A 25,755-nucleotide genomic window follows, 5' to 3' on the forward strand; every position below is an offset into this window, starting at 1 on the left:
CGCTACTTCTTCGCCACCTCACGAAGCATGGTGTAGACCCACTCGGCGCCCTGCTTGACGGCCTCGACGCCGATCCGTTCGTCGTTGCCGTGCATCCGGCTCAGGATGTCGTCGTCGAGCGGATACGGATAGATGCCGTAGACGGGTACGTTGCGCTCGCGCCAGACGGTGGCGTCAGTCCCGGCCTCGAACATGGTCGGCACCAGGACGGCGTCCTTCCAGACCCGCTTGGCGTTGCGCTCCAGCGCGGCATAGAGTTCGGTATCGACCGGCGAGCCCGGCATCTTGCTCCGCATCAGATAAGCGTCCCGCGCCTCCTGCTGCGTCAGCGAGGTCACAATGCTGACCTCGATGCCGGGATCGCCGACCACGCGCTTGATCTCCGCGATCATCTGGTCGGTCGTCGTTCCCGGCAGCAGCCGCGTGTTCACGACCGCCTTGGCGTCGCCTGGGATGACGTTTGGCTTGATGCCGGCGTCGATCATCGTGATCACCATGGTGTCGCGCAGAAGGGCGTGCAGCAGCAGGCTGTCCTTGGGATTGTCGGCGACCAGTTTCTTGCCGGCCGCTTCGAGCTCGCTCTGGTCCTTTGCGGCCAACAGCTGCTTGATATCGGCTGCCGTCTGTTCCGAACTGATCGGAAGCAGCGCCTTGAAATAGGCTTCCGTCGCCGGCACCAGCTTGACGGCCGGATCGTGCACCGCGAGCTTGGCCAGCGCCGCGATCAGGCGGTCGTTGGCCATCGTGCCGGCTGGAAACGGCCGCGACGAATGGCCGGAGGGACCGGTCGCCCTCAGGGCAAACGTCGCCGAGAGTTTTTCCGCCGTCGTGACATTGATCTGCCGCACCGTGCCGTCGCGCTCCTGCAGGACGTAACCACCCTCGTTCAGCGCGAATTCCGCGTCGATCTTGTCCCAATGGTTCTTCGCCAGCCACACCGTGCTGTACTGCCCCTGCTCCTCGTCGGCCTCGGCCAGGAAAATCACATCGCGCGCCAGCGGCGTCTTCTCCTCCGCCAGCCGCATCACCGCGCTGGCAAAGACGGCGAGGCCGCCCTTGAAGTCCATCGCGCCGCGCCCGTAGACGAAACCGTCCTTTTCAACGCCGGCGAACGGCTCCACGGTCCACTTCTCGCGCTCGACCGGAACGACGTCGGCATGCGCGGCGAGCAACACAGGCTTCTTCGAGCCGTCGCCGCGCAGCCGCGCGATGAAATGCGCGGCCTTGCCGTTCGGGGCGACGAAGATGTCCACCTCGGCGCCGAGCGGTGCGAACTGCGACTTCAGATACTCGGCGAGCGCCCGCGTATCGCCCGGGCCATTCGAGGTGTCGAACGAGATCAGCTTCTTGAGCAAGGCAACCGTGCGGTCCCCATTCGGGTCGGCGGCGGCAAGTCCGGTTCCAAAGAGAAAGACACCAGTGGCAAGCATCAAGGCGGCGAGATTGTTTCTGGTCTGCGACGTCACGTTTTTCTTCCTCCCGTTTTGATCAAGCGTATCTCGCACGGCCGGCGTCAGTGAGCCCTTCCGAACAGCAGTTTCAGCATGGCTGCCGCGACAAGTGTCGTCAGGGCGAGGCCGGTCGAGAGATAGAGTGCGCTCGCATCGCCGAACCGGTCGATCACGATCGCATAGGCCAACGGCGCTGCCGCCGGCAGGATGAAGCTCGGCACGATGAGCCGGCCAACCAGCGTGCCGTAGCTGCGATGATCGAACAGGATCAGCGGCAGCGTTCCCCTGGTGATGGTCAGAATGCCATTGCAGGCGCCGTAGAGCAGCGCGAAGGCGATCGCCATCTGCTTCGACGACCCGCTGAACAATCCCGCGATGAAGGAGAGCGGCATGATCAGGCAGGCCATCAGATTGAGCGCCAGCGGATCGAGCCGTGCACCGAACAGCACCTCGCAGAGACGCGCGGCGGATTGCCCGATGCCGCGCAGCGTTGCGATCCAGACGGCCACGGTGACGGTGAGCCCGAGGCCTGAGAGCACCGCGATCATGTGCGCCGACATGCCAGCATTCAGGAAATTCGCGCCGGTCATGATCACGGCGTAGAGCGCGCCCGCCGCCGCAAGCCGCTCCCGGCCAACGGCCCGTGGCTTCCTGGATGCCACCGTGTCCGAACGCGACACGCCGGCGAACCGCTCGTTCGGAATCAGCAAGTGCAGCGGGATCGTCAGCAGCGCGAGACCGGCATAGACCAGCACCGCGATGCGCCAACCGAACTGTTCCGAGAGCATGTGGCCGAGCGGCCAGAACACGGTGGCCGCCAGGCCGCCGAGCAGGGTGATCCCGGACATCGCGCGGCGCGCCTCCGGTCCGCCGATTCGGGCCAGCGCCGCGAATGCCGCATCGTACAGCGTCAACCGCATGCCGAGCCCGAGAACGATCCACGATGCGTAGTAGGTGCCGATCTGATGCGAGACCGCGAGACCCGCGCAGCCGAGCGCGTTGATCACCGCGCCTGCGACCATGACCTGACGGCCACCGCTTCTGTCCACCCACCTCCCCGCAAGGGGCGACGTCACCCCCATCACCAGCAGCGCCGCGGCGAATCCGCCGTAGACGATGTCGCGCCCCCAGCCAAGCTCCGCTGATATCTGCTCGCCGAAGCCGCCGATCAGATAGTAGGTCGCGCCCCACGAGATCAGTTGAGCCAGCCCAAGGGCGGCCACGACGCGGCGGGCGATCACCGCGGCAGTTCCCGCTCCGCGGGAAGCGCCGATGCGCCCGGCCCAAGCTGCCGCTGCATCAGCACGGTGTCGACCCATTGCCCGAGCTTGAAGCCGACCGATCTCAGCGTGCCGACCATCTCGAAGCCCATGCGCCGGTGCAGCGCGATCGATCCGGCGTTGCCGCTGTTGCCGATCACGGCGATCATCTGTCGCCACGGCCCCGCCTCCGATCGCTCGATCAGCGCCTGCAGCAGCGCAGCCCCGACGCGGCGGCCGCGCAAGGCTTCCGACACGTACACCGAGTCTTCGATTGTGTTGCGATAGGCGGGCCGCGGCCGGTACGCCGTCGCGTAGGAGTAGCCGGCCACGCGTCCATCGACATCGGCCACAAGATACGGCAGCCCCGCGGCCAGCACGGCGGCGCGGCGCCGGAGCATCTCGTCGAGCATTGGCGGTTCTTCCTCGAAGGTCGCGAGCCCGTTGAGCACGTGGTGCGCGTAAATGCGCTGCACCTCAGCCATGTCGACCTCTGTGGCGTCGCGGATCACGGTGGCTTCGCTGTCTCTCATCCTTGCACTCTCGTCCTGCGGCATCATGCCTGTGCTTCGGCGGCGCGTCGGCGCTTTCTGCACGCACCATGGGCTCAACTCGACATCGCTGCGCGACAGTCCGACATCCGCCAGCAGACGATCGTCGAGCTCGCGGAGCGCCTGCCAGCGGCGGATGCGCGAATGCGGTGAGACCGCAAGGTAGCGCCCCAGCTCGACGATAACGCCGCCAATGCGCTTGAGGCCAGACAATGCCTGCTCCCGATCTGCCGAAGCCGTCGCTTGCCGGACTATGCGCTCCGGTCGTATATAAGTGAAGCTTTGATATCTTATGCGATGTATAAGAGGTACTTTGATGAAGAACCTCAATCTCGACTATCTCGAAAGCTTCGCTGTCGTGATCGATAGCGGCAGCTTCTCCGCCGCGGCCGAGCGGCTTCAGCTGACCCAGCCTGCGGTGAGCCTGCAGGTGCGCCAACTCGAACGCAGCCTGAATGCGACCTTGATCGAGCGGGTCGGACGACGGGCCAGGCCGACGGCTGCCGGCGTCGCGCTGCTGTCGCACGCGCATCAGATCAACGCGGCGGTGACGTCGGCGGTCGACGCCGTCGCGCAGCAGACCACGGGTACCGCGGGCCGCGTGCGGCTCGGCACCGGCGCAACCGCCTGCATCTTCCTGCTGCCGCCGATCCTCAGGGAGTTGCGGGCAGCAATGCCTTCGCTCGAGATCACGGTCACGACCGGCAACACCGCCGAGATCGCGCGGGCGGTCGAGGACAACACGATCGACATCGCGCTGGTCACGTTGCCGGTGTCGGGACGAAGCTTCGAGATCACGCCGGTCATGAACGACGAGTTCGTGCTGATCGCGCCGCGCGAAATGAAGCTGCCGGCGCGGATCACGCCGGAGGTGCTGGCGACCAGGCCGGTTCTGCTGTTCGAGCCCGGCGGCAACACCAGGCGCACCGCCGACGAGTGGCTGGCGCGCGGCGGCGTGTCGCTGAAGCCGTTGATGTCGCTCGGCAGCGTCGAAGCGATCAAGGAGATGGTGCGCGCCGGCCTCGGCTGCGCGATCCTGCCCGGCATGGCCGTCCCGGCCAAGCCCAGGCAGCATGACCTGATCGTCCGGTCGCTATCGCCGAAACTCTACCGCCGGCTCGCGGTCGTGATCCGCCGCGACAAGCGCCTCGACCGTGGCCTCCGGCAGACGTTGGCAGCGCTGAAGGCGCTCACGGCCGCAAAGAACGATGGCCGCTAGGGAGGACGCAGCGCGTCCTCCCTGCTCCACCCTCAAGTCGCCTTGCGTTCCTGCTCGGCGATCTTGCGGAACGCAGCCTCGCCGGCGTCGGTCACGGCCGCCCATTTCGCGTTCGGCGCAGTCTCGACCTCGTAATTGTCGTGCCAGTTCCACCATTTGTAGGTCGGGCCCTGCGGATAGCCCTTCGGCGAATCCTCCCAGAGTTCCTGGCGGCCGAACGGGGTGATGTCGAGATAGCTCCACACCGTGCCCATCGATTCGTCGCCGCGGCTGTTGACGAGATAGGTGCGGAAGATCCGATCGCCGTCGCGGATGAACACGTTGTGGCCGTGCCACTCGGCGACGCCGAAATCGGCGTCGAAACTGTCGGTGATCGTGTACCACGGCATCTCCCATTCCATCCGTGCCTTCAGCCGCGCGATGTCGGCCTGCGGCGCGCGCGAGGCGTAGGCCAGCGTGGTGTCGCGCTGGTTGAGATGCGAGAGATGGCTGACCTGATCGGCGCCGAGCGAGCAGCCGCGGCAGCCGTGATCCGGCCAGCCGAACACGCCGGGCTCGAAGAACGCGCGGTAGACGATCAACTGCCGGCGGCCCTCGAACAGGTCGAGCAGGCTCGCCTTACCATTCGGTCCCTCGAACACATACGGCTTCTCGACCGCCATCCAGGGCATCCGCCGCCGCTCGGCCGCGAGGGCGTCGCGCGCGCGCACCTGCGCCTTTTCCTTAACCAGCAGCTCCAGGCGCGCCGCCTCCCACGCCTCGCGTGACACCACGGGCGGCGTCTGCATTCCCGCCAGCCCGCCGCGATCGTTTTCAGCCGATTTGCTCATGATGATCTCCATCTCTCGAATTGGACGAACTCCGGCACCACTGCGCAGTTCCATTGCTGGCGGCCGTTCGTCATTGGCCATGCCGTAATCTGGCGCGGCGGCGGCGGACGGTGGGAGTGACAAGTGTGTCGGGATTTTCATGCTCTATTTCGAGTTGGTGCGCCGGCTCGGCCCCGGCCGCGCCGCCTACACGCTCGCATTGGTCCCGCTCGTCGCGCTCGTGCTGTCGGCGCTGTTCGCGCAACTCGCGCTCGGCTGGCCGGTGCTCGCCGGCGCCCCGCGATCCTGGCCGGCAACGTGCTCGTGATGGCGCACGCCTGGTGCGCCTGCCCGCCGCGCACCAATTGACGCGACGACGATATCTGACTAACGTCAGATATATGCTCGACCCAGTTTCCCGCGTCCGCCGCTTCAACCGTGCCGTCACCTCCGCCGTCGGCGCGCTCGACACCTCGTTCCTCGGCCGCGGCCGGCCGCTCGGCGCGGCGCGTGTATTGAATGCGATCGGGCACGGCCGCACTGACGTCGGCGAGATCAGGGACTATCTCGGGCTCGATTCCGGCCTCATGAGCCGGCTGCTGCGCAGCCTCGAGGACGAAGGGCTGATCGAGACCACGGCGCATGACGACGATGCGCGCCGCCGCATCGCCAAGCTGACGGCGGCGGGCAAGCGCGAGTTCAACGCCTATGAGGCGATCTCCAACCGCCAGGCGACGGACTTCCTCGCCCACCACACCCAACGCGAGGCGCTGTTGGCGGCGATGGATCTGATCGCCTCGGCGCTCGGGCGCGATGGCACCGCGCTGCACGAGACGGATCCGCGGAGCGAGGAAGCGCGCTACTGCCTCGGCGAATACTACGCCGAGCTGGCGCGGCGGTTCAAACAGGGCTTTGACGTCAAGCTGTCGCGCGATCCCGACGCCAAGGACATGGTGCGGCCGCGCGGCAGCTTCATCGTGGCGATGTCGGACGGCCTGCCGCTCGGCTGCGTCGGGCTGAAGGGTGGCGGCCGCGAATACGCCGAGATCAAGCGGCTGTGGGTCGCGCCTGCCGCGCGCGGCCTCGGCCTCGGCCGCCGCCTGATGGACGCGGCTGAAAGTTCCGCGCGCGAGCTCGGCATCGCACTATTGCGGCTCGACACCAACAGCGCGCTGGCGGAAGCCGGCCAGCTCTACCGCCGAAGCGGCTGGACCGAGATCCCGCGCTTCAACGACGACCCCTACCCCGATCTGTTCTTCGAAAAGCGTCTCTGAGCGGCGCGCCGCGTGCGGACTCCTTATCCGCGTGTTGTCCGGCGCGATGTGCTGACCTAAGACAATGGGATGACCATTCGACCCATCGTCCGCTATCCCGATCCGCGGCTGGCGCTGCCCGCCGAGCCTGTGACCATGTTCGACGACGCACTGCGCGAGCTGGCGCAGGATCTGCTTGAGACCATGCGCGCCGCGCCCGGCATCGGTATCACCGCGCCGCATATCGGCGTGGCGCAGCGCGTGGTGGTGCTCGAGCTCGACGCGCGCGAGGGTCCGCGGACCTATGTCAATCCGGAAATCATCTACGCCTCGGACGAGATGATCCTGCACAAGGAAGGCAGCGTCTCGATGCCCGGGGTCACCGACGAGGTCGAGCGCCATGCGCGGGTCCGCATCCGCTACCAGGATCTAGACGGCAACGTGCAGACCGAGGAGTCCGACGGCCTGCGCGCCGTCTGCCATCAGCACGAGATCGACCAGCTCGACGGCGTGTTCTGGATCAGGCGGCTGTCGCGCCTGAAGCGGGAGCGCCTGATCAAACGGTTCGAGAAGATGTCGCGCGCGTGAGCCGACTTCACCCTCCCGCCATCAAATCCTTCGCCAGCGCCATGTAGGCCGGCAGCGTCACAGGGTCGTTGGCGGCGTTCCCGGCCATCGGGTGCGAGGCGTAACGCGCGATCACCAGCTCGGCTTTCGGATCGATATAGATGCCCTGGCCGTGCACGCCGCGCGCCATGAAGGCGCCGTGCGCATTGTGCGTCACCCACCATTGATTGCGGTAGGACGCGCCCGGCAGCGTGGTGTAGCCGGCCGGCTTGAATTTTTCGGGATCGCCGCCGCGTGCGATGTCTTCCACGACCGATGACGGCACGATCTGGCGGCCGTTGAAGCGGCCGTGATTGCGGATGGTCTCGCCGAAGCGGGCGAGATCGCGTAGCGTGGTCGACAGCCCGCCACCACCGCTTTCGGTGCCGATGCGGTCGACGTGATAATGCGCGTCCTCCTCCGCGCCCATCGGCGCCCAGATCTTGTCGGAGAGCAGGTCCGACAATGTCATGCCGCTGGCGCGCCTGATGATCCAGGCCAGCACATCGGAATTGACGGTCTTGTAGGCGAACGCCTTGCCGTGCTCTCCCTGCTTCTGCTGCGCGCAGAGGAAATCGAAGATGGTGGTCGCGCCGTCATAGCCTGGCGGGATCGGCGCCATGCCGTTGGCGCGGCGCAGCCCCCAGACGTCGGAATTCTTGTCGGTGTAGACCTCGGTGTATTTGAGGCCGGTTGTCATATCCATGGCCTCCTGCACGCGGGCATCGCCGAACGCGCTGGTCTTCAATTCCGGCACATAGTCGGTGACCGGAGCCTGCGGATCGATCTTGCCCTCGGCGATCAGGATGCCGGCGAGCGTGCCGGTGAACGACTTCGTCACCGACATCGCGATGTGCGGCTTGTGCGGCTTCAAGGCGCCGAAATAACGCTCGTAGATCAATTTGCCCCGTTGCAGCACGGCGATCCCATCGGCGTAGCTGTCCTCGAGCATGCGCGCGAAGGTCTGCGGACGGCCATCCATCGTCACCGACGCGGACGCGCCGATGTCGTGATCCTCGCGCGGCAACACCGACGCTCCACCCGCCCCGCGCCAGACATTCACGGTCGGCACCAGCTGGCGAATGTTGCTCCAGGCCCAGCGCAATTCGGGGAAGCTGCGGAACGAGCCGTCCTGGAACGTGACGGCCTTGTCCTGCGGCGGCGGAAAGCCCTGCATCCAGCCGAGCGCTTGCGGATCAGTCTCGGCGGCGGTGGCGGGCTGTTGTTGATTGGCGGCTGCGACGGACATCAAGGCTGGCTCCAGAGCTGCGATACGAATTTCGTATCACGCAACGGCATGAGGCACACCCCGCGTTTGCGCCGAGGTGGTCGTCGCCCCGAGCGCATGCCGGCGCCAGGATTTCCGGCACACGGATTACCCTGCGGCCGCCCGCTCGATCGCGGCGATGTCGATGTTCTTCATCGTCATCATCGCCTCCATCGCGCGCCGCCCGGCAGCGCGATCGGATCCGTTGACCAGTTCGAGCAGCCGCCGCGGCGTGATCTGCCAGGTGAAGCCCCAGCGATCCCGACACCAGCCGCACGGCAATTCCTTGCCGCCATTGCCAACCACTGCGTTCCAGTAGCGGTCGGTCTCCTCCTGGCTGTTGGTCAGCACCATGAAACTCACCGCCTCGTTCGGCGTGAAGTTGTCGCCGCCGTTCAGCCCGACGAAGCGGCGGCCAAGCACGGTGAACTCGACCGTCAATTCGTCGCCCTGCCCGATGCCCGCGATCGGCGAGACATGCCCCGCATCGACGTGGCTGTCGGGAAAGGTCGCGGCGTAGAACTCCGCCGCTTCGCGCGCCCGGCCCTGATCGAACCACAGGCATGTAACGAGATCCGTCATCGCAGTCTCCTTTGTTTGCGCGGAGGACGGTTGGCGAAGACACCAGCCGACAGGCTGACGAAAATAATTTGCGGGAACTCCGTTTGCCGCAACCCTTTACGCACGCCAACGTCGTCCTGGCGAAAGCCAGGACCCATAACCACCGAATTTGACGATAAACGGGACTCTGGCCCCCACGTCGAATAGCCAATTGCCATTTGGGGTAATGGGTCCTGGCCTCCGCCAGGACGACGGCGGTGGATCAATTTCGATCCGGACGTCAAACACCCGGTGTCATCCCGCTCCCTCAGTCGCGCGACGCGGACAATCCCGCGAGAAGCGGCGCGTAAGCGGCGAGCCTGCGCGATACGAACTCCGTGAACAGCCGCACGCGCTTGGTCTTGCGTGTCTCCCCCTGGGTGAGGAGCCAGAGCGTGCCATGCATGTGCAGGTCGGTGCCCGGCACCCTGACCAGCAGGGGGTCGGCGTCCCCGACAAAGCACGGCAGTGTCGTCATCCCGAGCCCTTGGCGGACGGCAGCAACCTGCGCCTCGCCGTCCGTGGTCCTGAATGGAACCCCCGTGGTACGAACCTCACCCTCGCGGGCCCAGTCCGGGATGCCATGCATGCTGATGACGATCCACCTGATGGGGTCAGGCGCGCCCGCACGCCACGCGGCCAGTCGATCGCGCGACATGTAGACGCCGCCGAACAGTTCCGGCCCCTTCAGGCCGTGAAGATTGAGCGGCAGGGTCTTGCGATCGTAGACGACACGGATCGCGACGTCGGCCTCTCGATTGGTCAGATTTGCCAGCTCGCCTGACGACAGGATTTCCATCTCGATGTCCGGGTGCAAACGCGCAAAATCGGCGAAGTCCGGCATCAGCAGATGTGTCGCGAGGGTCGGTGCCAGCGTGACCCGCAGAAGCCCGCGCACGCCTTGGTCGCGACCGAAGACGCGCGTCTGCAACTGGTGCGACGACGCATCCATCTGGTTCGCGAACTCGAGGACCTCTTCGCCGGCGGCCGTCAGACGGTAGCCCGAAGGCAGCTTTTCGAACATCTGCGCCCCGAGGCGTTCCTCGAGCTGAGCGATGCGTCGCAGCACGGTCGAGTGATTGACCCCGAGGTGCTCGGCGGCAGCCCGCACCGAGCCGCCGCGCGCAACGGCAAGAAAATAGCGAACGTCATCCCAGTCGATCATGGTGCAATCCGGCACCGCGTGGTGCGCCTTCCAGGGCCCGCATCTAACACATCGAACAGCAATACGGGCAGCCATCATAGTCTATGCCGACGAGCGCGGCCGGGTTCCGCACGAGCGGATACCAATCGTCGCCGCTGGCGTCAGTCGTTCAGCCGGATCGATTTCGCACCACCGATGTGCGCGCTTGCGTACTCAACGCCTGACTCCGACGGACCCATGTTGGCGTTCTCGGGGGCATCCCCGAACAAAGGCGAAGCCCGAAGGAGAAGTCATGGGAAAGCTTGAAGGTAAGGTTGCAGTCGTCACAGGTGGATCGAGCGGCATGGCGCTGGCGAGCGCCAAGCGGTTCGTTGAAGAAGGCGCCTATGTTTTCATCACGGGCCGGAGGCAGGAGGCGCTCGACGCAGCCGTCAGGCTGGTTGGCCGGAACGTGACCGGCGTGCGCGGCGACGCGGCCAATCTCGACGACCTCGACCACTTGTTCGATACGGTGAAGCGGGAAAAGGGCAAGATCGACGTCCTGTACGCGAGCGCCGGCATCGGGGAAGCCGTCCCGCTGGGCGAGATTACCGAGCAGCATTTCGATGCGGCCTTCGGCCTGAATACGCGCGGCACGCTGTTTGCGGTCCAGAAGGCGTTGCCGCTGTTCAACGACGGCGGATCGATCTTCATGACCGGGTCAGTTGCCTCGGTGAAGGGTTTTCCCGGTTACGGCGTCTATGCGGCGAGCAAGGCGGCGTTGCGCTCATTCGCGCGCACCTGGCTCAACGAACTGAAGGGCAGGAATATCCGGGTGAACGTGCTGAGCCCAGGGCCGATCGCCACACCGATGCAGGACCAGGTCCTCACCGAGGAGGCGAAGCGGATGTTCGAATCGCTGATCCCGCGAGGAAAGATGGGTCGTCCCGAGGAAATTGCAGCGGCCGCAGTCTTTCTCGCTTCCGACGAGTCCAGCTTCGTGAATGGGGTGGAGCTGTCTGTCGATGGCGGCTTCTCGGCCATCTGAAGGCGGGCAATCAAGATCAATACGGATCGGAGAAGCATCATGAGTTACGCAATTATCGGATTCGGCAAGGTGGGCCAGGCCCTCGCCCACGCCTTCGCCCGCAAGAACATCGAGGTGACCGTCGCAAGCCGCCGGCCGGCCGAGGCGTTGGCGCCGCAGGCCCGGGCGATCGGGCCCACGGTCGTCGCCAGGTCGCTGCGGGACGCGCTGGCAGCCGAGACGATCATCCTGGCGGTCCCGTTCGAGGAGCATCGCGAGGTCGCGAAGGCCGCGCCGAGCTGGAACGGCAAGACGGTGATCGACGCAATGAACGCGTTGCTTCCCCCCGAGGAGCTGGACGGTCTTCCGTCCTCCGCCTTCGCCGCGAAGGCGTTCGCCGGCGCCAGGTACGTGAAAGGCTTCAATCACCTGATCGCTGCCAAACTGGCTGCCGATCCGATCGTCGAAGGCGGCCACCGGGTGGTCTTTCTGTCTGGTGACGACGAGGACGCGATCGCACCCGTGACGGCCCTGGCGAAGCAACTCGGGTTCGCACCCGTCAAGCTCGGAAAGTTCAACGAGGGTGGCGCGCTGGTGCACGCACGCGGCCGCGTCTGGGGCCCGCTCATCTTCCAGGATTTGTTCAAGAAGGAGCAGTGATCGATCCACGATCGCGTGATCGATCCGAGAAGCGAGTAGCCCGCATGAGCACAGCCACATGCGGGACACCGCGCGACACGATGACAGAAGTGCGCCACCGCTGTGCTTGATTGCGGGTCACGCCTGCTCACGCGACGTTGAGCCGGCGTGAGCGAGGATTGCATTCAAATCCGCCATTGCCGCGCACATCTATTTGGCGAGGCCAGACTCCTTGGCTCCATAAAAACGGAGAAACTCGATGACGAACGTCAAACTTCTGTCGGCTGCCTTGATCGCGGTTGCCATGATCGCGTCGCCGGCAATGGCGCGTGAGACCCACGCCGCGTCCCGCCATGTCGCGGAGGCCACCGCCGCCGCGCCGGCCGAGCCCGTCTACGTCGACGGGCGCGCGTGCATTCCAGCACCGCGCGTCGGTTCGTTCGCCACCGCGCCTTGGACCGGCGACAATGTTCCGTGCGAACCAGGTGCGTATTGATCGCGCTTGCAGCTGAGCTGACGCGATCCCCCGCCACCAGACTGCAGCATTTACGATTCAAATGGCGTGAACGTCCGCCATCTCGCGACATGATCTGTCCGAGCTTTGTCCATCGTTCCGCCCTCTCTTGAACAGAGGGCGCAGGGAAGGCCGAGTGCCGATCGCACTCATGGGCCCCTAGAAATAGGTAGAAAGCTCGGGGGTAGGACCACAGGTGTAACCGGAAACAACCCGGCCTTCCCTGCGCGATGGTTGTGCGACTTACTTCTTGCTCTCCCCGGCGAGACCAGGTTTTTTGTCACCGCCTTCGCAACGCGCATCACGCAATGTGAGAAGACACACCTACCGCTAGGGCGTCAGACCACACGACTTCACCGTCCGTTTCATGCGCATTCGTCGACTGCGCATTCCGCGTCCAGATGCTGCGCGACGGAAACGTCGGCCGTGACGATCGCCGCTGCGCTTGGCCACGTCTCCAGACTGCTTCCGACCGATCGGCGCCGCCGCACCCGTTAGCAGCAATCGCTCTGCAATATCCGCAACAGCGCTGGGGCACCGTGGCACCAGGCTGGCTAGATGGTCAACGTGCCCATGCCAACACAGGAGAAACAATGGCCTGGCAGGTTCCAATGAATTGCTCGATTTCAAGCGTGCTGGCGATTGTGCTTGGTCTCGGGCTGGCGTCCGCGAATAGTGCGTGGGCGCAATCAGCGGCGGCGCCCGGAGAAGCCGGTGCAGCCTACCAGAATATGCCGGCGATCGCCCCGATCGGCGTCCGCGTGGACCGGTATCTGCCGCTCCCGAACGCCACTGCAGTGCCGCCGGTGGATCCCGCCAAAGGCTACCGCCTCCAGCAGCTGGGCGATGGTCTCTACATGGTGACCGACAATGCATACCAGTCGATGTTCCTGGTCTACGACAAGGGTGTCGTGGTGATGGATGCGCCGCCAAGCTATTCAGCACATCTGAAGCAGGCGATCGCGGAAGTGACGGATCGGCCGATCACCTATTTGATCTACAGCCATGCCCATATCGACCATATCGGCGGCGCGGCAGATCTGGGCGGGCACCCCATCATCATCGCCCAGGAGGAAACACGACGTCTGCTCGAACGAGCAAACGATCCGAAGCGGCACCTGCCCACGATCACGTTCAAGGACCGATACACGCTGAAGGTCGGCGGTCAGGTCCTTGAGCTCAGCTACCACGGTGTCGCCCACGAGCCCGGCAACATCTTCATCTGGGCGCCGGCACAGAAGGTGCTGATGGTGGTCGATATCGTCTTCCCGGGTTGGATGGCCTGGTCGGGCTTCGCCGACGCGCAGGATATCCCGGGCTATTTCGCGCAGGTCGCCGAGATCGACAAGCTTCCGTTCGAGACCTTGGTCGGAGGGCACGTGGACCGCGTCGGGACCCATGCCGACGTGCGCGAACAGCTCGAATTCATGAACGACGTGAAGTCGGCCACGAGGACGGCGCTTGCGGCCACCGCCCCGTTCGTCGGGATGGCTGCTGCAGACAAGGTCAACGCCTGGGCAGTGGCTGACAACTACATCGACCGCGTGGTGGTCAGTTGCGTCAACGCGGTGACGCCGAAATGGCAGTCGCGCCTGGCGGCGTACGACGTTTTCATCTGGTCTCAGTGCTTCGCCATGCAGCAGAGCCTTCGGATCGACTGAACGCTCGTTATATCGCCCGCCGACCGGGCGTTGGAAAAGGAGGATGACATGGACATCGGGTTGAAGGGACGGCAGGCAGTGGTCTGCGCATCGAGCCAGGGGCTCGGGCGGGCCTGTGCGCTGGAACTGGCGCGGGCCGGTTGCAGTGTGGTGGTCAACGGCCGCGACCAGGCGACACTGGAGCTAACCGCCGACGAGATCCGGACCGAGACCGGCGCGGAGGTGATCGCCATCGCCGGCGACGTCACCACCCGCGCTTGCCAGGACGCGCTGATGCAGGCCGTGCCCCGGGTCGACATCCTGGTCAACAACAATGGCGGCCCGCCGCTGCGTGACTTCCGCGAGATCGATCGCGAGGCACTGCTGACCGGCGTGGTCGGCAACATGGCAGCTCCGATCGAGTTGGTGCAGCGGGTGATCGACGGCATGGTCGAGCGGCGCTTCGGCCGCATCGTCAACATCACCTCGGCCACGGTGAAGATGCCGATCGCGAGGCTCGATTTGTCGAGCGGCGCGCGGGCCGGGCTGACCGGCTTCCTTGCCGGCGTGGCGCGGTCGGTGGCGCATGCCAACGTCACCATCAACTTCCTGCTGCCCGGCGCGTTCGAAACCCGCCGGCGCCGCACCAACGAGCGGACTACAGCCGAACGCCGCGGCGTTGCGATCGAGACCGTGCGGCAGGAGAGCCAGGCCGAGATTCCCGCCGGGCGCTACGGTGACGCCTCCGAATTCGGTGCCGCCTGCGCCTTCCTGTGCTCGGCCCAGGCAGGCTACATCACCGGGCAGAGCCTCTTGATCGATGGCGGCGCCTACCACGGGATTTTGTAGAGCGAGCCGCGCGGCCCGCATGAGCGCAGCGATGTGCGCGAGACCACGACACGAATGAAACAGCCCCGGATGTCGCTGCACGCATCCGGGCTTACGCTTGCGACAGGTGCCGATCCGCCCTCGCTCGGGACTCGCGAGAGCGGACGTGCCCAGTCGCCGCTCAACCAGAAGCCTTGGCCGGTTCAGACATCGTGATCCGGTTCTTGACGCTGGGACGCTCCTGCATCCTCGCGTACCACGCCGAAAGTGCCTCGCACTCCTCAGGCACCGGCACCTTCAGGAGTCCCGCGAAGATCAGGCCGCCGATGACGGTGATATCAGCCATCGTGAACGCCTCGCCGGTGACGAACGGCTGGCTTTTCAGAATGCCGTCGAAGTAGTGCATCCCCCTGAGGGCCTTGTCCCGCTGACGGAAGCCCCACTCGGGGTTCTGATAGATCTCGACATGCGGCCCAAGACCCGGCGTGGCGTGGTGGAAATAGACACTGATGGGATCGAGCAGCTCCAGTTCGGCGCGCTTGCTCATCATGTGGATCACGCCCTTTTCGCGCGGCGTCCTGCCGGTCAGCGTCGGCGCGCCATCGAGCGCATCAAGGTACTCGGTAATGGCAGTGCATTCGCCAATGAAGGTGCCGTCGTCGAGTTCGAGCACCGGCAGCGTGCCCGAGTAGTTCTTGGCCAGGAATTCGGGCTTCTTGTGCTCGCCCTTGTAGAGATCGACCAGGACGAACTGCACCTGCGATCGCAAGTTCTTCTCGGCCAGGGCGATGCGAACGCGGGCCGGATATGGGCCGGTGGGCCAATCGTAGATCTTCATCATAACTCCAATATTACCTACCTGTCACTTGGTAGGTCCGATATGAATACTTCACATCCGGCGGGTCAAGCCCTACCTGTCACTTGGTAGATAACGAAGCAGTGAGAGGACGACGTGAGTTCAAGCGCTCGGGAGGCCATCTTGGCGGCAGGAAAGCGGACCGCGCAGGCGCGCGGTTATGGCGGCTTGAATTTCCGCGATCTCGCCGCCGAGGTCGGGATCAAGGCCGCCAGCATCTACCACCATTTCCCGAGCAAGGCCGAACTCGGCGCAGCCGTCGCGCGGCGCTACTGGGAGGACACCGCCGCCCAGCTCGAGGCGATGCTGGCGGAAACCGCGGATCCGGTCCGCTGCCTGCGTCGATATCCCGAGGTGTTTCGCAAGGCGCTCGAGAACGACAATCGCATGTGCCTGTGCAGCTTCATGTCCGCTGAGGTCGACGACCTGCCGGACGCGGTGAAGCAGGAGGTGCAGACCTTTGCCGACGTCAACGTGGCGTGGCTGAGCAAGCTGCTGGTGGCGGCGCGCCTTGCCAGTGCAAGAAAGAGCGAACAGCGTGCGCGCGCCATCTTCGCCGCCGTCGCCGGCGCGCAGCTGATGGCCCGAAGCCGCTCGAATATTTCGCTCTACGACGCCTTGATCGACAGCTATCGCGCCGCCGGTCTGCTGCCGGCGTAGCTCATCCATGGCTCGATGATCGATGTGGTGCATCACGCCTCCCCGGCCGATCCGCCCTGCCCGCTTCAGCGGCGCGGGCATGAAACCGCATTCTCGCGACTGAACCGTCCGAGCTTTGCACTTGGTTTTCACCCTCGTTGAGAACAGAGGGCGCAGGGAAAGCCGGGTGCCGATCGCACCCATGGGCCCCGAGCAATGGGTAGGAAGCTCGGGGGGTAGGACCACAGGTGTAACCGGAAACAACCCGGCTTTCCCTGCACGATGGGCTACGGCTTACTTCGTGCTCTCCCCGGCGAGACCAGGCTCGCTTGTCACCGTCTTCGCCACGCGCACCGCGCAATGTGAAGAGACACCTGCCATGAGGGCGTCAGGACCACACGACTTCGCCGTCCGCCTCACGCGCACTCGTCAGTCGCGCATTCAGCGTCCACCGCATCTCGACCCGCGTTCGTGACGATCGCGAAGCGCCCCTCGTGTCGGGTGAGACGCGCATATTGAACAGCTGAGTTGGGTCAAACGCCAAGCGGGATATTTTCTTAATTGCGGATTGACGGGTTTTGGTGAGTTGCCCGTCGGGGTGATTTGTCGCAGGTGGTGGAGGTGGAATTGATTTGCGTCGAGGCACGACCGATCACGATGCCTTCACCTCGAGCACTCCCGCGAATGGTCGAAGGCGGCGATCGTGTCGCCACCTTCTGTTCAAGAACTCTGGATCAAGGCGCAAGGTGCGCCTTGATCTCCGCCGCCATCTGACGAATCGCGGCCGGGGGCTCGGGATCGTTCTGGATGCCGTTGAGCAGGACGAAGTCGTGGATCATCCCGTTGTAGCGGGTCGCGATCACGGAAACTCCGGCCTCCTTGAGCTTGCGGGCGTAGGCCTCGCCTTCGTCGCGCAACGGGTCGTTCTCGGCGGTAATGACCAGCGCCGGCGGAAGTCCTTGCAATTGCTGAAGGCTGGCGCGCAGCGGCGAGACATAGGGGTTGTTGCGTGCCGCGGCATTCGGTGCGTACAGATCCCAGCCGTACTTCATGAACGCGCGCGCCAGGAATCGTCCCGTGCCATACTCATGATAGGACGCGGTGTCCACGCTGGCGTCTGTGGCCGGGATCATCAAGACCTGGTAGCTGATCCTCGGGCCGCCGCGATCTTTGGCCATCAGCGTCAGCGCCGCGCTCATGTTGCCGCCAACCGAGTTGCCAGCCACTGCGATCCGGCTACCGTCCGCTCCGAACTCTTCGGCGTGGCTCGCCGCCCATTTCAGAACGGCATAGGATTGATCGAGCTGCGTGGGGAAGCGCGCCTCTGGCAAGGAGGTGTACTCGACGAATACGCCGATCTGGCCGGAATTGACCACCAGGTCCCGCAGCAGACGCTGATGGTTCTGGAAATTCCCGACAATCCAGACGCCGCCGTGAATGAATAGCAGGACGCCCGGCTTACCGGCAACCTGCGCGGGCTTCATGATGTAAATCTTCACGGCCTGACCATCCTGGGTGATGGTTTGCTCGCTCGTGGTCACGCCCGACATGTCGACCGAGGTCTTGCTCTGAAGCCCTGTCAGGATCTCCTGCGGCTTCGGCTGGGGGAGCTCCCAGAACGGGCTCGTATCTTTGTTGATCTCGCGCAGGAAGGCGCGCACCTGCGGATCAATCCGAGGGTCGGTGCCGGCGTCCGGCGCCGCATGGGCGGCTTGGGTCATGATAATTGCTCCAAGACTGAGAGTTGCGAGTGAGAGGATGAGTTTCATGGTCAGCTTTGCTTGGGGGTGTTGCACACAGCCGCACAGGTAGCCCGTGAGGACGGGCTGCCGCTTCTGTCAAATGACCAGTCCGATGACAGATCCGCGGTCAGCTTGCGGGAGGGCTGATGCTGGTGAGAAGCGGACGTAGTCCGGCTCGCGACGTGATTCCGGCTTTCGAGAAGATCCGGTGCAGGTGGTAGCCGACGGTTCGGTGCGACAAATAGAGCTTGGCGCCAATTTCCTTGTTCGAAAGGCCTTCGACGGCGAGTTGCGCGATGTGCAGCTCCTGCGGGGTCAGCTTTTCCCACGCCTGCTCGGTTCGCCGACGGCTGGTTTCGCCCGAAGCCCGCAATTCCTCCCGGGCACGGTCGCCCCACGGGGAAGCGCCGAGCGCATCGAAGATGTCACGTGCCTCACGCAAAGGGGCCCTTGCGTTCGCCGATCTGCGCTGGCGGCGCAGCCACCCGCCATAAGCCAGGAGAAGACGACCACGCAGGAACGGCCACTTCTTCGCGGCCGGCCCAAGACCTTGCAGGAAGTACTGTTCGGCTTTGTCTGGCGCCGCGAGCAGCGCCTTGCCATATTGGAGCATCGTCCCGACCCATGGCACCGGCATCGGAGCCGAGACACGCTCCATCTCGTCGATGACGCCGGCGGCCGCCTCCGGGTGCCCGGAGAAAACCGCCGCTTCCACGAAATCGGCGACGCCGAAGAACTGAAGACCGGCATTGAAGGCTGGATCGGCGGGAGCAAAAAGCCGCCGTAGATGCTCGAAAGCCTCCCAATGTCGACCCGCGCCGATTGCCGAAATGCCTCGCGCGAGTTGCAACATCGCGAGCAAGAAACTGGCGCCAACGGACAGGGCCAGGGCTTCCGCCTGCGCCGCATACGCTTCGGACTGCTCTGGCTCGCCCCGCATTCCTGCAAGCTTGGCTTTGAGGATCGTGGCTGCGGCAACCCAGGGAAGCCCGCCCGTTTCTTCGGCAAGGCGAGCGGATTCCTCCGCTTCCCTCAAGGCTGCCGTCCAGTCGCCGACTTCCGTCTCTGCCCAGCCTTGCGCGAAGAGCACACGCGCCAGATCGCTGAGGCGTCCCTGCGCACGCAATGCGGCGCTCGACTCAGCGAGAAAGTTGGCGCTGATGTCGAAAGTCCCGATGACGTTGGAGGTGCTGCCGAGGATCCTCGCGACGCTGGGGTCAGCATGCCCCGTTCCGGCAAGCGTCTGGAGCTTGAAGTATAAATCGCCCCCCCGCCGCAGCGGTTCGAGGTAAGCGAATATCGCGATCAGGCGAGGATCAGCCTCAGGCAGCTCCAGCCGATCTGCCGCGGCAAGAAGCTTTGCGCAGAGTTCATCGCTTGCGTCGCCCCACCAAAAGCGCTGCGCGGCGCGCCAGAGGAGATTGGCAGCCAAATCGGTCGCGCCGGCGGCATGAGCATCGATTGCGAACCCGATCAAGGCGAGTATCTTCGCGGGATCATGGACCGCCGGAGGCTGGCTGATCTCGCGACACCAGGCGATCCGGGCTGGCGCGAGCCGATCGGATTCGTCGGTGTCGGCCTGACGCAGCAGCCGCTCCATGAGCTCCGGCTGGCCCAGATCAGCGGCGAGCTCGGCCGCACGCAGGAGCCGGTCGCTCTTGGCTCTTGCTGTGCTACTCAGCCGCGCCGCATTTTCCAGAATCTCGATCGCCATGGCCACGGCCCCTCGCCGCAGCGCCCGCGCCGCCATTCGGTCATATTCGCGCGCGAGCTCGTCGTCGGGCCCGATGGTGGCGGCGGCACGATGCCATAATCGGCGATCGAGTTGATCCTGAATGGTGGCCGCGAGCGCAGCGTGGATCCTCTGGCGCGTCGCCAGATCAGCCGCCTGATGCATGGCGGAGCGAACGAGCGGGTGCCGAAACCGCACCTCCGTTCCGTTAATCTCAATCAGCTTGGCGGCGACTGCCGGCATCAGGATATCGATTCCCACTCGCTCGCCCAACACGCTTCGCCGGCGGAGAGGATTTCGTGAAGCGATGTCCCGTCGTTCTCCGCTGCCACGAATAACAGCAGTTGCGCGCTGTGCGGAAGGTCGGACAGGCGACTTGAGAAGGCACGCTCCAGGCGGCCTGTCAAAGGAAGCCAAGGTCCATCGCCGGCCTCCGTGGCTCGCTCTCCGCGGGGCAGCTCCTCGAGGGCCAGAGGATTGCCCGAAGCCTCTTTGAGGAAGCGGCTGCGCAGCTCTGCCGGAAGACCGGGCGCATTGGCATCGAGCAGGTTCTCGGCATCAACGTGGTCAAGTCCTGAAAGTCGCAGCCTTAGCGTGGAGGTGTCGCCGAGCGAATTGTTGAAATCATCGCGCATAGCCACCAGGAGAACAACGGGGTCTGAACTCAATCTGCGCGAGATGAAGGCCAGCACGTCAAAGGTCGCTTGATCGAGCCATTGGGCGTCATCGGCAACAAGAAGCAGAGGCCCGCGCGTCGTCCTCTCGGTCAGGAGAGACAGCGTCGCTAGTGCTACCAGGAAGATATCGGGCGCCGCCGTGTCATCGTGCATGCCAAAGGCGGCCAGCAAGGCCGATCGCTGGCGAGGGACCAAGCGCACGGCCCGTTTCATGAGTGGACGCAGGGCTTGCTCGAGTGCTGCAAATGGCAGGTGGACTTCTGCCAGCACGCCGGTCATGCTCAGGACGGAGAAACCGAGTTCACTGGCTCTATGCTTGGCCACATCGAGGAGCGTAGATTTCCCGATCCCGGGCTCGCCGCTGATCACGAGTGTGGATCCACCTTGGTCGATCCGTTCGATCAATCGATTGATCAGGGCAATGTCTTGCTTTCGGCCGCGCAAGACGAGGGACGCAGGGATAGCACCCGCGTGGCCTTTTCGCAGCAAATTTGCCTTTTTCGCCGGCGTGGCCATGACATAGTCGTCGGTGAGACGGCACCCCTTGAGATCGACCGAAGCCACACGTTACCATGGACTGGAAACCAAGGGCAGGAGCGCATTCGGCTCAATCGCCATTAACCCGGCCCCGACTGGTACCGCCATAGGACAATCGATACAAGGCAAGCAATTCTGCTTAGCGCCTAGAGCTACCGGTGCTGCAAACCAGGCTTTGAGCGCTCACCCCTTCTGCACGATCGAGCACGCTGCGATACTTCATCGGTGGAGGCGCTATAGATCTCGGACGTCTACTGGGATAAGCCAAGCTCACTATTCAGTCAGAATGCTCAACGCGAAGGAAGCGAGAGCAACTCGAGAAAACTTCGCTAAGCTGCGCGACGCTAGCCGGCCCCTACTCCCACTCAATCGTCCCCGGCGGCTTCGACGTCACGTCGTACACCACCCGGTTAACGCCCTTCACCTCGTTGATGATGCGTGTCGCGGTCTCGGCCAAAAACTTCATGTCGAACTGGTAGAAGTCGGCGGTCATGCCGTCGGTCGAGGTGACGGCGCGCAGGCCGACGACGTATTCGTAGGTGCGGCCGTCGCCCATCACGCCGACGGTCTTGACCGGCAGCAGCACGGCGAAGGCCTGCCAGATCGCGTCATAGAGGCCGTGCTTGCGGATCTGGTCGATATAAACCGCATCCGCGTTGCGCAGGATGTCGAGCTTTTCCCTGGTGATGTCGCCGGGGCAGCGGATCGCAAGGCCCGGGCCCGGGAACGGGTGGCGGCCGACGAACACTTCGGGCAGGCCGAGCTCGCGGCCGAGCACGCGCACCTCGTCCTTGAACAGCTCGCGCAAGGGCTCGACCAGCTTCATGTTCATGCGTGCCGGAAGGCCGCCGACATTGTGGTGCGACTTGATGGTGACGGAAGGTCCGCCGGTGAAGGAGACGCTCTCGATCACGTCGGGATAGAGCGTGCCCTGCGCCAAGAACGCCGCGCCGCCGATCTTCTTGCTTCCGCCTCGAACACGTCGATGAACAGGCGCCCGATGGTCTTGCGCTTCACCTCGGGGTCGGTGACCCCCGCGAGCTCGCCGAGAAATTCTTTCGACGCATCCACATGGACCAGCGGGATGTTGTAGTGGTTGCGGAACAGGTCGACGACGGTCCTGGCCTCGTCGAGCCGCAGCAGGCCGTGATCGACGAACACGCAGGTGAGCTGGTCGCCGATCGCCTCGTGGATCAGCACTGCCGCGACGGCGGAATCGACGCCGCCGGAGAGGCCGCAGATCACCTTGCCGGTGCCCACCTGGGCGCGGATCTTCTCGATCGCTTCCTCGCGGAAGGCGCGCATGGTCCAGTCGCCGGTCAGCCCCGCCACCTTGCGCACGAAATTGCGCAGCAGTTTTGCGCCGTCGGGCGTGTGCACCACCTCGGGGTGGAACATCAGGCCGTAATACTTCCGCTTCTCGTCCTGGATGATCGCGAACGGCGCGTTCGGCGAGGTGCCGGCGACGGAGAAGCCGGGCGGCATTTTGGTGATGCGGTCGCCATGGCTCATCCACACCTGGTGCTTCTCGCCGTGGTTCCAGAGGCCGTCGAACAGGCAGCTATCGGTCTTGACCTCCACGTCGGCGCGGCCGAATTCGCGGTGATGCCCGCCCTCGACCTCGCCGCCGAGCTGGGCCGCCAGGGTCATCTGGCCGTAGCAGATGCCGAGCACGGGAACGCCTGACTCGAAGATCAGCTGCGGGGCGCGCGGCGAGCCGGTCTCGTGCACCGATTCCGGACCGCCGGAGAGGATCACCGCCTTCGGCTTCATCTCCTTGAAGGCGGCCTCCGCCTTCTGGAACGGGACGATCTCGGAATAGACGCCCATCTCGCGAACGCGGCGGGCGATCAGTTGCGTCACCTGGCTGCCGAAATCGACAATCAGAATCTTGTCATGCGCCGAGGCCACCGAGGGCGCCGACGATTCACGGTCTGTGTGCTGGGCTGTCATGGCAAGCAGATACGCGACAGCGCCCGCCCCCGCAACCGCGGCCAGCGTTGCGCCCACATTCTTCTTTGGGCATGGACAAATCGATATAGGTCAGTATTATTGACCTAATTTGGCCATACGCAACAAGGAGGAAACCAATGCCGGATTTTCACGACCCGTCCCGCCTCTTAGCCCTCGGCCGCGACTGGATCGCCGCCTGGAACGCGCGCGACCTCGAGCGCGTGCTGGCGATGTATTCCGATGATACCGAGATGACCTCGGACCGGATTCCGGCGTTCGGCTTCGGCCCGTCAGGCACGGTGCGCGGCAAGGCGCAGCTGCGGGCCTATTGGAGCGCTGCGCTCGCCAAACTGCCCGAGCTGCATTTCGAGCTGATCGATCTCTATGTCTCGCCCGACAGCGTCGTGGTGTTCTACCAGAACGAACGCGGCAAGAAGATCTGCGAGTATCTGCGGCTCGATGATCAGGGCAAGATCAGGCAGGGTTCGGCGAACCATCCGGTGCATTGAGGTTGCTGCGTAGTTACCGTCACCCCCGCGCAAAGGCTTCGCCGTTGCGCGGGGATGACGCCGACGTTTGAGGATGCAAACCCGAAGGCAAGTAAAGACCAGGACCTACGCATCATGAAAATCCCGACCCTGCCCTTCACCGTCACGGACTGGAGCAACGTCGAACCTTCAGTGCATCCCGGCGAGACCGGGCAGGCGCTGTGGCGCACGCTCAACATCGGCGATTTGCGGGTGCGGATGGTGGAATATTCGCCTGATTATCTCGCCGATCACTGGTGCGACCGCGGCCACGTGCTCTATGTCGTCGCGGGCGAGCTCGACACCGAGCTGCGCGACGGCCGCAAATTCACGCTGAAGCCCGGCATGAGCTACCAGGTCTCCGATTTCGGCGACGCCGCGCACCGTTCGTCGACGGCGACCGGCGCAACGCTGTTTATTGTGGATTGAGCTGAGGTCGTACGAGCCCACGGCTCACCGCTTCCGCGCCGCAACCTTCCTCACCTTGGTGTCCGCCCAGCCCAGCGGCTTGCCGCTCTTCGACGGCAGCACCAGTTGTCCGACCGCCTGCCCCGCCTGGTCCAGCAGCACCGAATGCGGCTCGCCGCGCGCGTAGAGATGCGCCTCGCCCCATTGCCGCAGGCCCACCACGACCGGGAACAGGTCGTGGCCGCGCTTGGTCAGCGCGTATTCCTGATAGGCGCTGCCGTCTGACGCTGCGACCTGCTCGAGCACGCCTGTTGCAACCAGCGTGCGCAGCCGCGTCGTCAGCATGCCCTTGGCGATGCCGAGGTTCTTCTGGAAGTCGCCGAACCGGCGCAGGCCGTCGAACGCGTCGCGCACGATCAAGAGCGACCACCAGTCGCCGATCGCATCCAGCGCGCGCGCCACCGGGCAGTCCGCCTTGGCGAATCCGGTCCGCTTCATCCCGCACCACCTCCGTCGATCACGATTCCGAACTGGTATTAAAATAGGACTAGACAGCATTCAACGCAACTGGTCTCATTATAAGACTAGATTGCAGTGGAGACCGATGATGACAAACCAGACTGTGGCAGACAGGCCGGCCGGGCGGGATCATGAGGCGGCCAAAAAGCCCGCCGGTGCGACGGCGGCCGCGCTGTCACCCGCCGTGGTGCTGCTGTTCGCGGTCGCCTGCGGGCTCAGCGTCGCCAACATCTATTTCGCGCAGCCGCTGCTCGACACCATGGCGCAGGATCTCGCCATCACGCCGGCCGCCATCGGCGGCGTCGTGACCCTGACGCAGATCGGCTACGCGTTCGGGCTGATGCTGATCGTGCCGCTCGGCGATCTCTGGGACCGCCGCAGGTTGATCGTCGGCCAGACCGTATTGTCGGCGCTTGCGCTTGCCATCGTCGGCACCGCACCGAACGCCGCCGTGCTGCTCGCCGGCATGGTGCTGGTCGGGCTCCTCGCGGTCGTGATCCAGGTGCTGGTTGCCTACGCCGCGACAATGGCCGCCCCCGCCGACCGCGGCCGCACCATCGGCACCGTCACCAGCGGCGTGGTGTCGGGCATCCTGCTGGCACGTTTTGCCGCCGGCGCGCTGGCCGATCTCGGCGGCTGGCGCGTGGTCTACCTCACCTCCGCTGCGCTGACACTGGTGCTTGCGGCGCTCTTGGCGCGCGCGCTGCCGCGGCACGCGCCGCAGCCGATGGCCGGATCGTCCTATGCAAGGCTGCTGCGCTCGACGGTCGCGCTGTTCGTCGAGGAGCCGGTGCTGCGCGAGCGCGCGGTGTTCGCGCTGCTGATCTTCGCAAGCTTCAGCGTGTTCTGGAGCTCGGTCGTGCTGCCGCTCGCAGCGCCTCCGCTGTCGCTGTCGCACACCACGATCGGCATGCTGGGGATCGCGGGCCTTGCCGGCGCGCTCGCCGCGCGCAATTCCGGCCAGCTCGCCGATCGCGGCCGGGGTCAGCGCACCACCGGATTGTCGCTGCTGTTGATGCTCGCCGGCTGGGTGCCGATCGCCTGCCTGCACACGTCGCTGTGGCTGGTGTTGGCCGGCGTGCTGATGATCGACTTCGCGGTGCAGGCGATCCACGTCACCAATCAAAGCCTGATCGTCGCCGCGCGCCCCGACGCCGCGAGCCGCCTCGTCGGCGGCTACATGGTGTTCTATTCGATCGGCACCGGGTTCGGCGCGATCTCTTCGACGATGGCCTATGCGGCGGCCGGCTGGCTCGGCGTTTGCGTGCTGGGTGCTGCGATCAGCGCCGCCGCGCTGCTGTTCTGGGTGATCGTGGTGAGCCGGACGCCGACGCCGGTGGGCGCATGCTCCGAAGCGTAGGGGTCATCCGTCATTGCGC

25 protein-coding genes and 1 pseudogene are annotated in these 25,755 nt (G+C 64.9%); 13 read left to right on the plus strand and 13 right to left on the minus strand.

The genetic code is table 11. The features are described 5' to 3' along the window. Positions 1 to 2: 2 nt before the first annotated feature. The 3 genes from ALC15_RS09040 to ALC15_RS47540 are packed head-to-tail and all read right to left on the minus strand — an operon-like array spanning position 3 to position 3,591. Positions 3 to 1,466: a M20/M25/M40 family metallo-hydrolase gene (locus tag ALC15_RS09040; RefSeq protein WP_050626944.1), complete on the minus strand. Its 1,464-nt coding sequence runs from the start codon at positions 1,464 to 1,466 to the stop codon at positions 3 to 5. 47 nt (positions 1,467 to 1,513) lie between these two features. Continuing rightward, the gene (locus ALC15_RS09045; RefSeq protein ID WP_050626945.1) at positions 1,514 to 2,692 is read right to left on the minus strand and encodes an MFS transporter; all 1,179 of its coding nucleotides are present in this window, start codon (positions 2,690 to 2,692) and stop codon (positions 1,514 to 1,516) included. Further along, positions 2,689 to 3,591, minus strand: a complete 903-nt coding sequence (locus tag ALC15_RS47540) for a GNAT family N-acetyltransferase (protein WP_347336280.1) — start codon at positions 3,589 to 3,591, stop codon at positions 2,689 to 2,691. The genes ALC15_RS09045 and ALC15_RS47540 overlap by 4 nt, the downstream gene beginning before the upstream one ends. Here ALC15_RS47540 and ALC15_RS09055 point away from each other — a divergent pair. Further along, the gene (locus tag ALC15_RS09055; RefSeq protein ID WP_050626946.1) at positions 3,578 to 4,480 is read left to right on the plus strand and encodes a LysR family transcriptional regulator; all 903 of its coding nucleotides are present in this window, start codon (positions 3,578 to 3,580) and stop codon (positions 4,478 to 4,480) included. The two genes, ALC15_RS47540 and ALC15_RS09055, sit on opposite strands and share 14 nt — an antisense overlap. Positions 4,481 to 4,512: 32 nt before the next feature. Here the strand turns inward: ALC15_RS09055 and ALC15_RS09060 are convergent, their stop codons facing one another. After that, positions 4,513 to 5,310: a DUF899 domain-containing protein gene (locus tag ALC15_RS09060; RefSeq protein ID WP_050627071.1), complete on the minus strand. Its 798-nt coding sequence runs from the start codon at positions 5,308 to 5,310 to the stop codon at positions 4,513 to 4,515. Between the two features lie 139 nt (positions 5,311 to 5,449). Here ALC15_RS09060 and ALC15_RS41730 point away from each other — a divergent pair, with 139 nt between their 5' ends. The 3 genes from ALC15_RS41730 (at position 5,450) to ALC15_RS09070 (ending at position 7,130) form a co-directional block, all read left to right on the plus strand. Continuing rightward, positions 5,450 to 5,617: a hypothetical protein gene (locus ALC15_RS41730; RefSeq protein WP_198961019.1), complete on the plus strand. Its 168-nt coding sequence runs from the start codon at positions 5,450 to 5,452 to the stop codon at positions 5,615 to 5,617. Positions 5,618 to 5,690: 73 nt separating this feature from the next. Next, a complete protein-coding gene (locus tag ALC15_RS09065) occupies positions 5,691 to 6,563 on the plus strand; it encodes a bifunctional helix-turn-helix transcriptional regulator/GNAT family N-acetyltransferase (RefSeq protein WP_050626947.1) in 873 nt (290 codons plus the stop codon). A 69-nt stretch (positions 6,564 to 6,632) separates the two neighbouring features. Next, a complete protein-coding gene (locus ALC15_RS09070; RefSeq protein WP_050626948.1) occupies positions 6,633 to 7,130 on the plus strand; it encodes a peptide deformylase in 498 nt (165 codons plus the stop codon). A gap of 7 nt (positions 7,131 to 7,137) precedes the next feature. Here the strand turns inward: ALC15_RS09070 and ALC15_RS09075 are convergent, their stop codons facing one another. The 3 genes from ALC15_RS09075 to ALC15_RS09085 all read right to left on the minus strand — a co-directional run bounded on the left by ALC15_RS09075 (position 7,138) and on the right by ALC15_RS09085 (position 10,180). Continuing rightward, entirely contained in the window at positions 7,138 to 8,397 is a 1,260-nt protein-coding gene (locus ALC15_RS09075) for a serine hydrolase domain-containing protein (protein ID WP_050626949.1), read from the minus strand. A 126-nt stretch (positions 8,398 to 8,523) separates the two neighbouring features. After that, positions 8,524 to 8,997: a VOC family protein gene (locus ALC15_RS09080; RefSeq protein ID WP_050626950.1), complete on the minus strand. Its 474-nt coding sequence runs from the start codon at positions 8,995 to 8,997 to the stop codon at positions 8,524 to 8,526. A gap of 286 nt (positions 8,998 to 9,283) precedes the next feature. Beyond that, complete coding sequence (locus tag ALC15_RS09085) at positions 9,284 to 10,180, minus strand: LysR family transcriptional regulator (RefSeq protein ID WP_050626951.1); 897 nt, start codon at positions 10,178 to 10,180, stop codon at positions 9,284 to 9,286. Positions 10,181 to 10,451: 271 nt separating this feature from the next. Between ALC15_RS09085 and ALC15_RS09090 the strand changes: the two genes are divergently transcribed. From ALC15_RS09090 to ALC15_RS09110, 5 genes are all read left to right on the plus strand, one after another. Further along, a complete protein-coding gene (locus ALC15_RS09090; protein ID WP_050626952.1) occupies positions 10,452 to 11,186 on the plus strand; it encodes an SDR family NAD(P)-dependent oxidoreductase in 735 nt (244 codons plus the stop codon). 39 nt (positions 11,187 to 11,225) lie between these two features. Further along, entirely contained in the window at positions 11,226 to 11,825 is a 600-nt protein-coding gene (locus tag ALC15_RS09095; protein ID WP_050626953.1) for an NADPH-dependent F420 reductase, read from the plus strand. 238 nt (positions 11,826 to 12,063) lie between these two features. Continuing rightward, positions 12,064 to 12,300 carry a hypothetical protein gene (locus tag ALC15_RS09100; protein WP_050626954.1) on the plus strand — a complete coding sequence of 79 codons (237 nt, stop codon included), beginning with the start codon at positions 12,064 to 12,066 and terminating at the stop codon, positions 12,298 to 12,300. A 611-nt stretch (positions 12,301 to 12,911) separates the two neighbouring features. Next, entirely contained in the window at positions 12,912 to 13,979 is a 1,068-nt protein-coding gene (locus ALC15_RS09105; RefSeq protein WP_200914654.1) for an MBL fold metallo-hydrolase, read from the plus strand. Between the two features lie 48 nt (positions 13,980 to 14,027). Next, complete coding sequence (locus ALC15_RS09110; RefSeq protein WP_050626955.1) at positions 14,028 to 14,807, plus strand: SDR family oxidoreductase; 780 nt, start codon at positions 14,028 to 14,030, stop codon at positions 14,805 to 14,807. Between the two features lie 160 nt (positions 14,808 to 14,967). Here ALC15_RS09110 and ALC15_RS09115 read toward each other — a convergent pair whose 3' ends face one another. After that, positions 14,968 to 15,624: a glutathione S-transferase gene (locus tag ALC15_RS09115; RefSeq protein ID WP_050627073.1), complete on the minus strand. Its 657-nt coding sequence runs from the start codon at positions 15,622 to 15,624 to the stop codon at positions 14,968 to 14,970. Positions 15,625 to 15,738: 114 nt separating this feature from the next. Between ALC15_RS09115 and ALC15_RS09120 the strand changes: the two genes are divergently transcribed. Next, positions 15,739 to 16,302 (plus strand): TetR/AcrR family transcriptional regulator, encoded by a 564-nt coding sequence (locus ALC15_RS09120; protein WP_050626956.1) that lies wholly within the window; start codon positions 15,739 to 15,741, stop codon positions 16,300 to 16,302. 713 nt (positions 16,303 to 17,015) lie between these two features. Here ALC15_RS09120 and ALC15_RS09125 read toward each other — a convergent pair. The 4 genes and pseudogenes from ALC15_RS09125 to guaA form a co-directional block, all read right to left on the minus strand. Then, on the minus strand, positions 17,016 to 18,002 hold the full coding sequence (locus tag ALC15_RS09125) for an alpha/beta hydrolase (protein WP_244486001.1): 987 nt from the start codon (positions 18,000 to 18,002) through the stop codon (positions 17,016 to 17,018). Positions 18,003 to 18,150: 148 nt separating this feature from the next. Further along, positions 18,151 to 20,016, minus strand: coding sequence for a helix-turn-helix transcriptional regulator (locus ALC15_RS09130; RefSeq protein WP_244486002.1), 1,866 nt, complete (start codon positions 20,014 to 20,016; stop codon positions 18,151 to 18,153). After that, complete coding sequence (locus ALC15_RS46025) at positions 19,998 to 20,996, minus strand: AAA family ATPase (protein WP_244486003.1); 999 nt, start codon at positions 20,994 to 20,996, stop codon at positions 19,998 to 20,000. Before ALC15_RS46025 ends, ALC15_RS09130 begins: the two co-directional genes overlap by 19 nt. A gap of 328 nt (positions 20,997 to 21,324) precedes the next feature. Beyond that, a pseudogene (gene guaA, locus ALC15_RS09135) lies at positions 21,325 to 22,922 on the minus strand (glutamine-hydrolyzing GMP synthase). 137 nt (positions 22,923 to 23,059) lie between these two features. Between guaA and ALC15_RS09140 the strand changes: the two are divergent. Both ALC15_RS09140 and ALC15_RS09145 read left to right on the plus strand, forming a co-directional pair. Beyond that, a complete protein-coding gene (locus ALC15_RS09140) occupies positions 23,060 to 23,431 on the plus strand; it encodes a nuclear transport factor 2 family protein (RefSeq protein WP_050626958.1) in 372 nt (123 codons plus the stop codon). A gap of 114 nt (positions 23,432 to 23,545) precedes the next feature. Next, positions 23,546 to 23,878, plus strand: coding sequence for a DHCW motif cupin fold protein (locus ALC15_RS09145; protein WP_050627074.1), 333 nt, complete (start codon positions 23,546 to 23,548; stop codon positions 23,876 to 23,878). 24 nt (positions 23,879 to 23,902) lie between these two features. On the opposite strand, the gene ALC15_RS09150 is transcribed toward ALC15_RS09145, so the two are convergent. Continuing rightward, entirely contained in the window at positions 23,903 to 24,355 is a 453-nt protein-coding gene (locus ALC15_RS09150; RefSeq protein WP_050626959.1) for a winged helix-turn-helix transcriptional regulator, read from the minus strand. A gap of 109 nt (positions 24,356 to 24,464) precedes the next feature. Between ALC15_RS09150 and ALC15_RS09155 the strand changes: the two genes are divergently transcribed. Continuing rightward, positions 24,465 to 25,736, plus strand: a complete 1,272-nt coding sequence (locus tag ALC15_RS09155) for an MFS transporter (protein ID WP_063781802.1) — start codon at positions 24,465 to 24,467, stop codon at positions 25,734 to 25,736. Positions 25,737 to 25,755: the final 19 nt, after the last annotated feature.

Source organism: Bradyrhizobium viridifuturi (genome assembly GCF_001238275.1).
GTDB classification, from domain to species: Bacteria; Pseudomonadota; Alphaproteobacteria; order Rhizobiales; family Xanthobacteraceae; genus Bradyrhizobium; species Bradyrhizobium viridifuturi.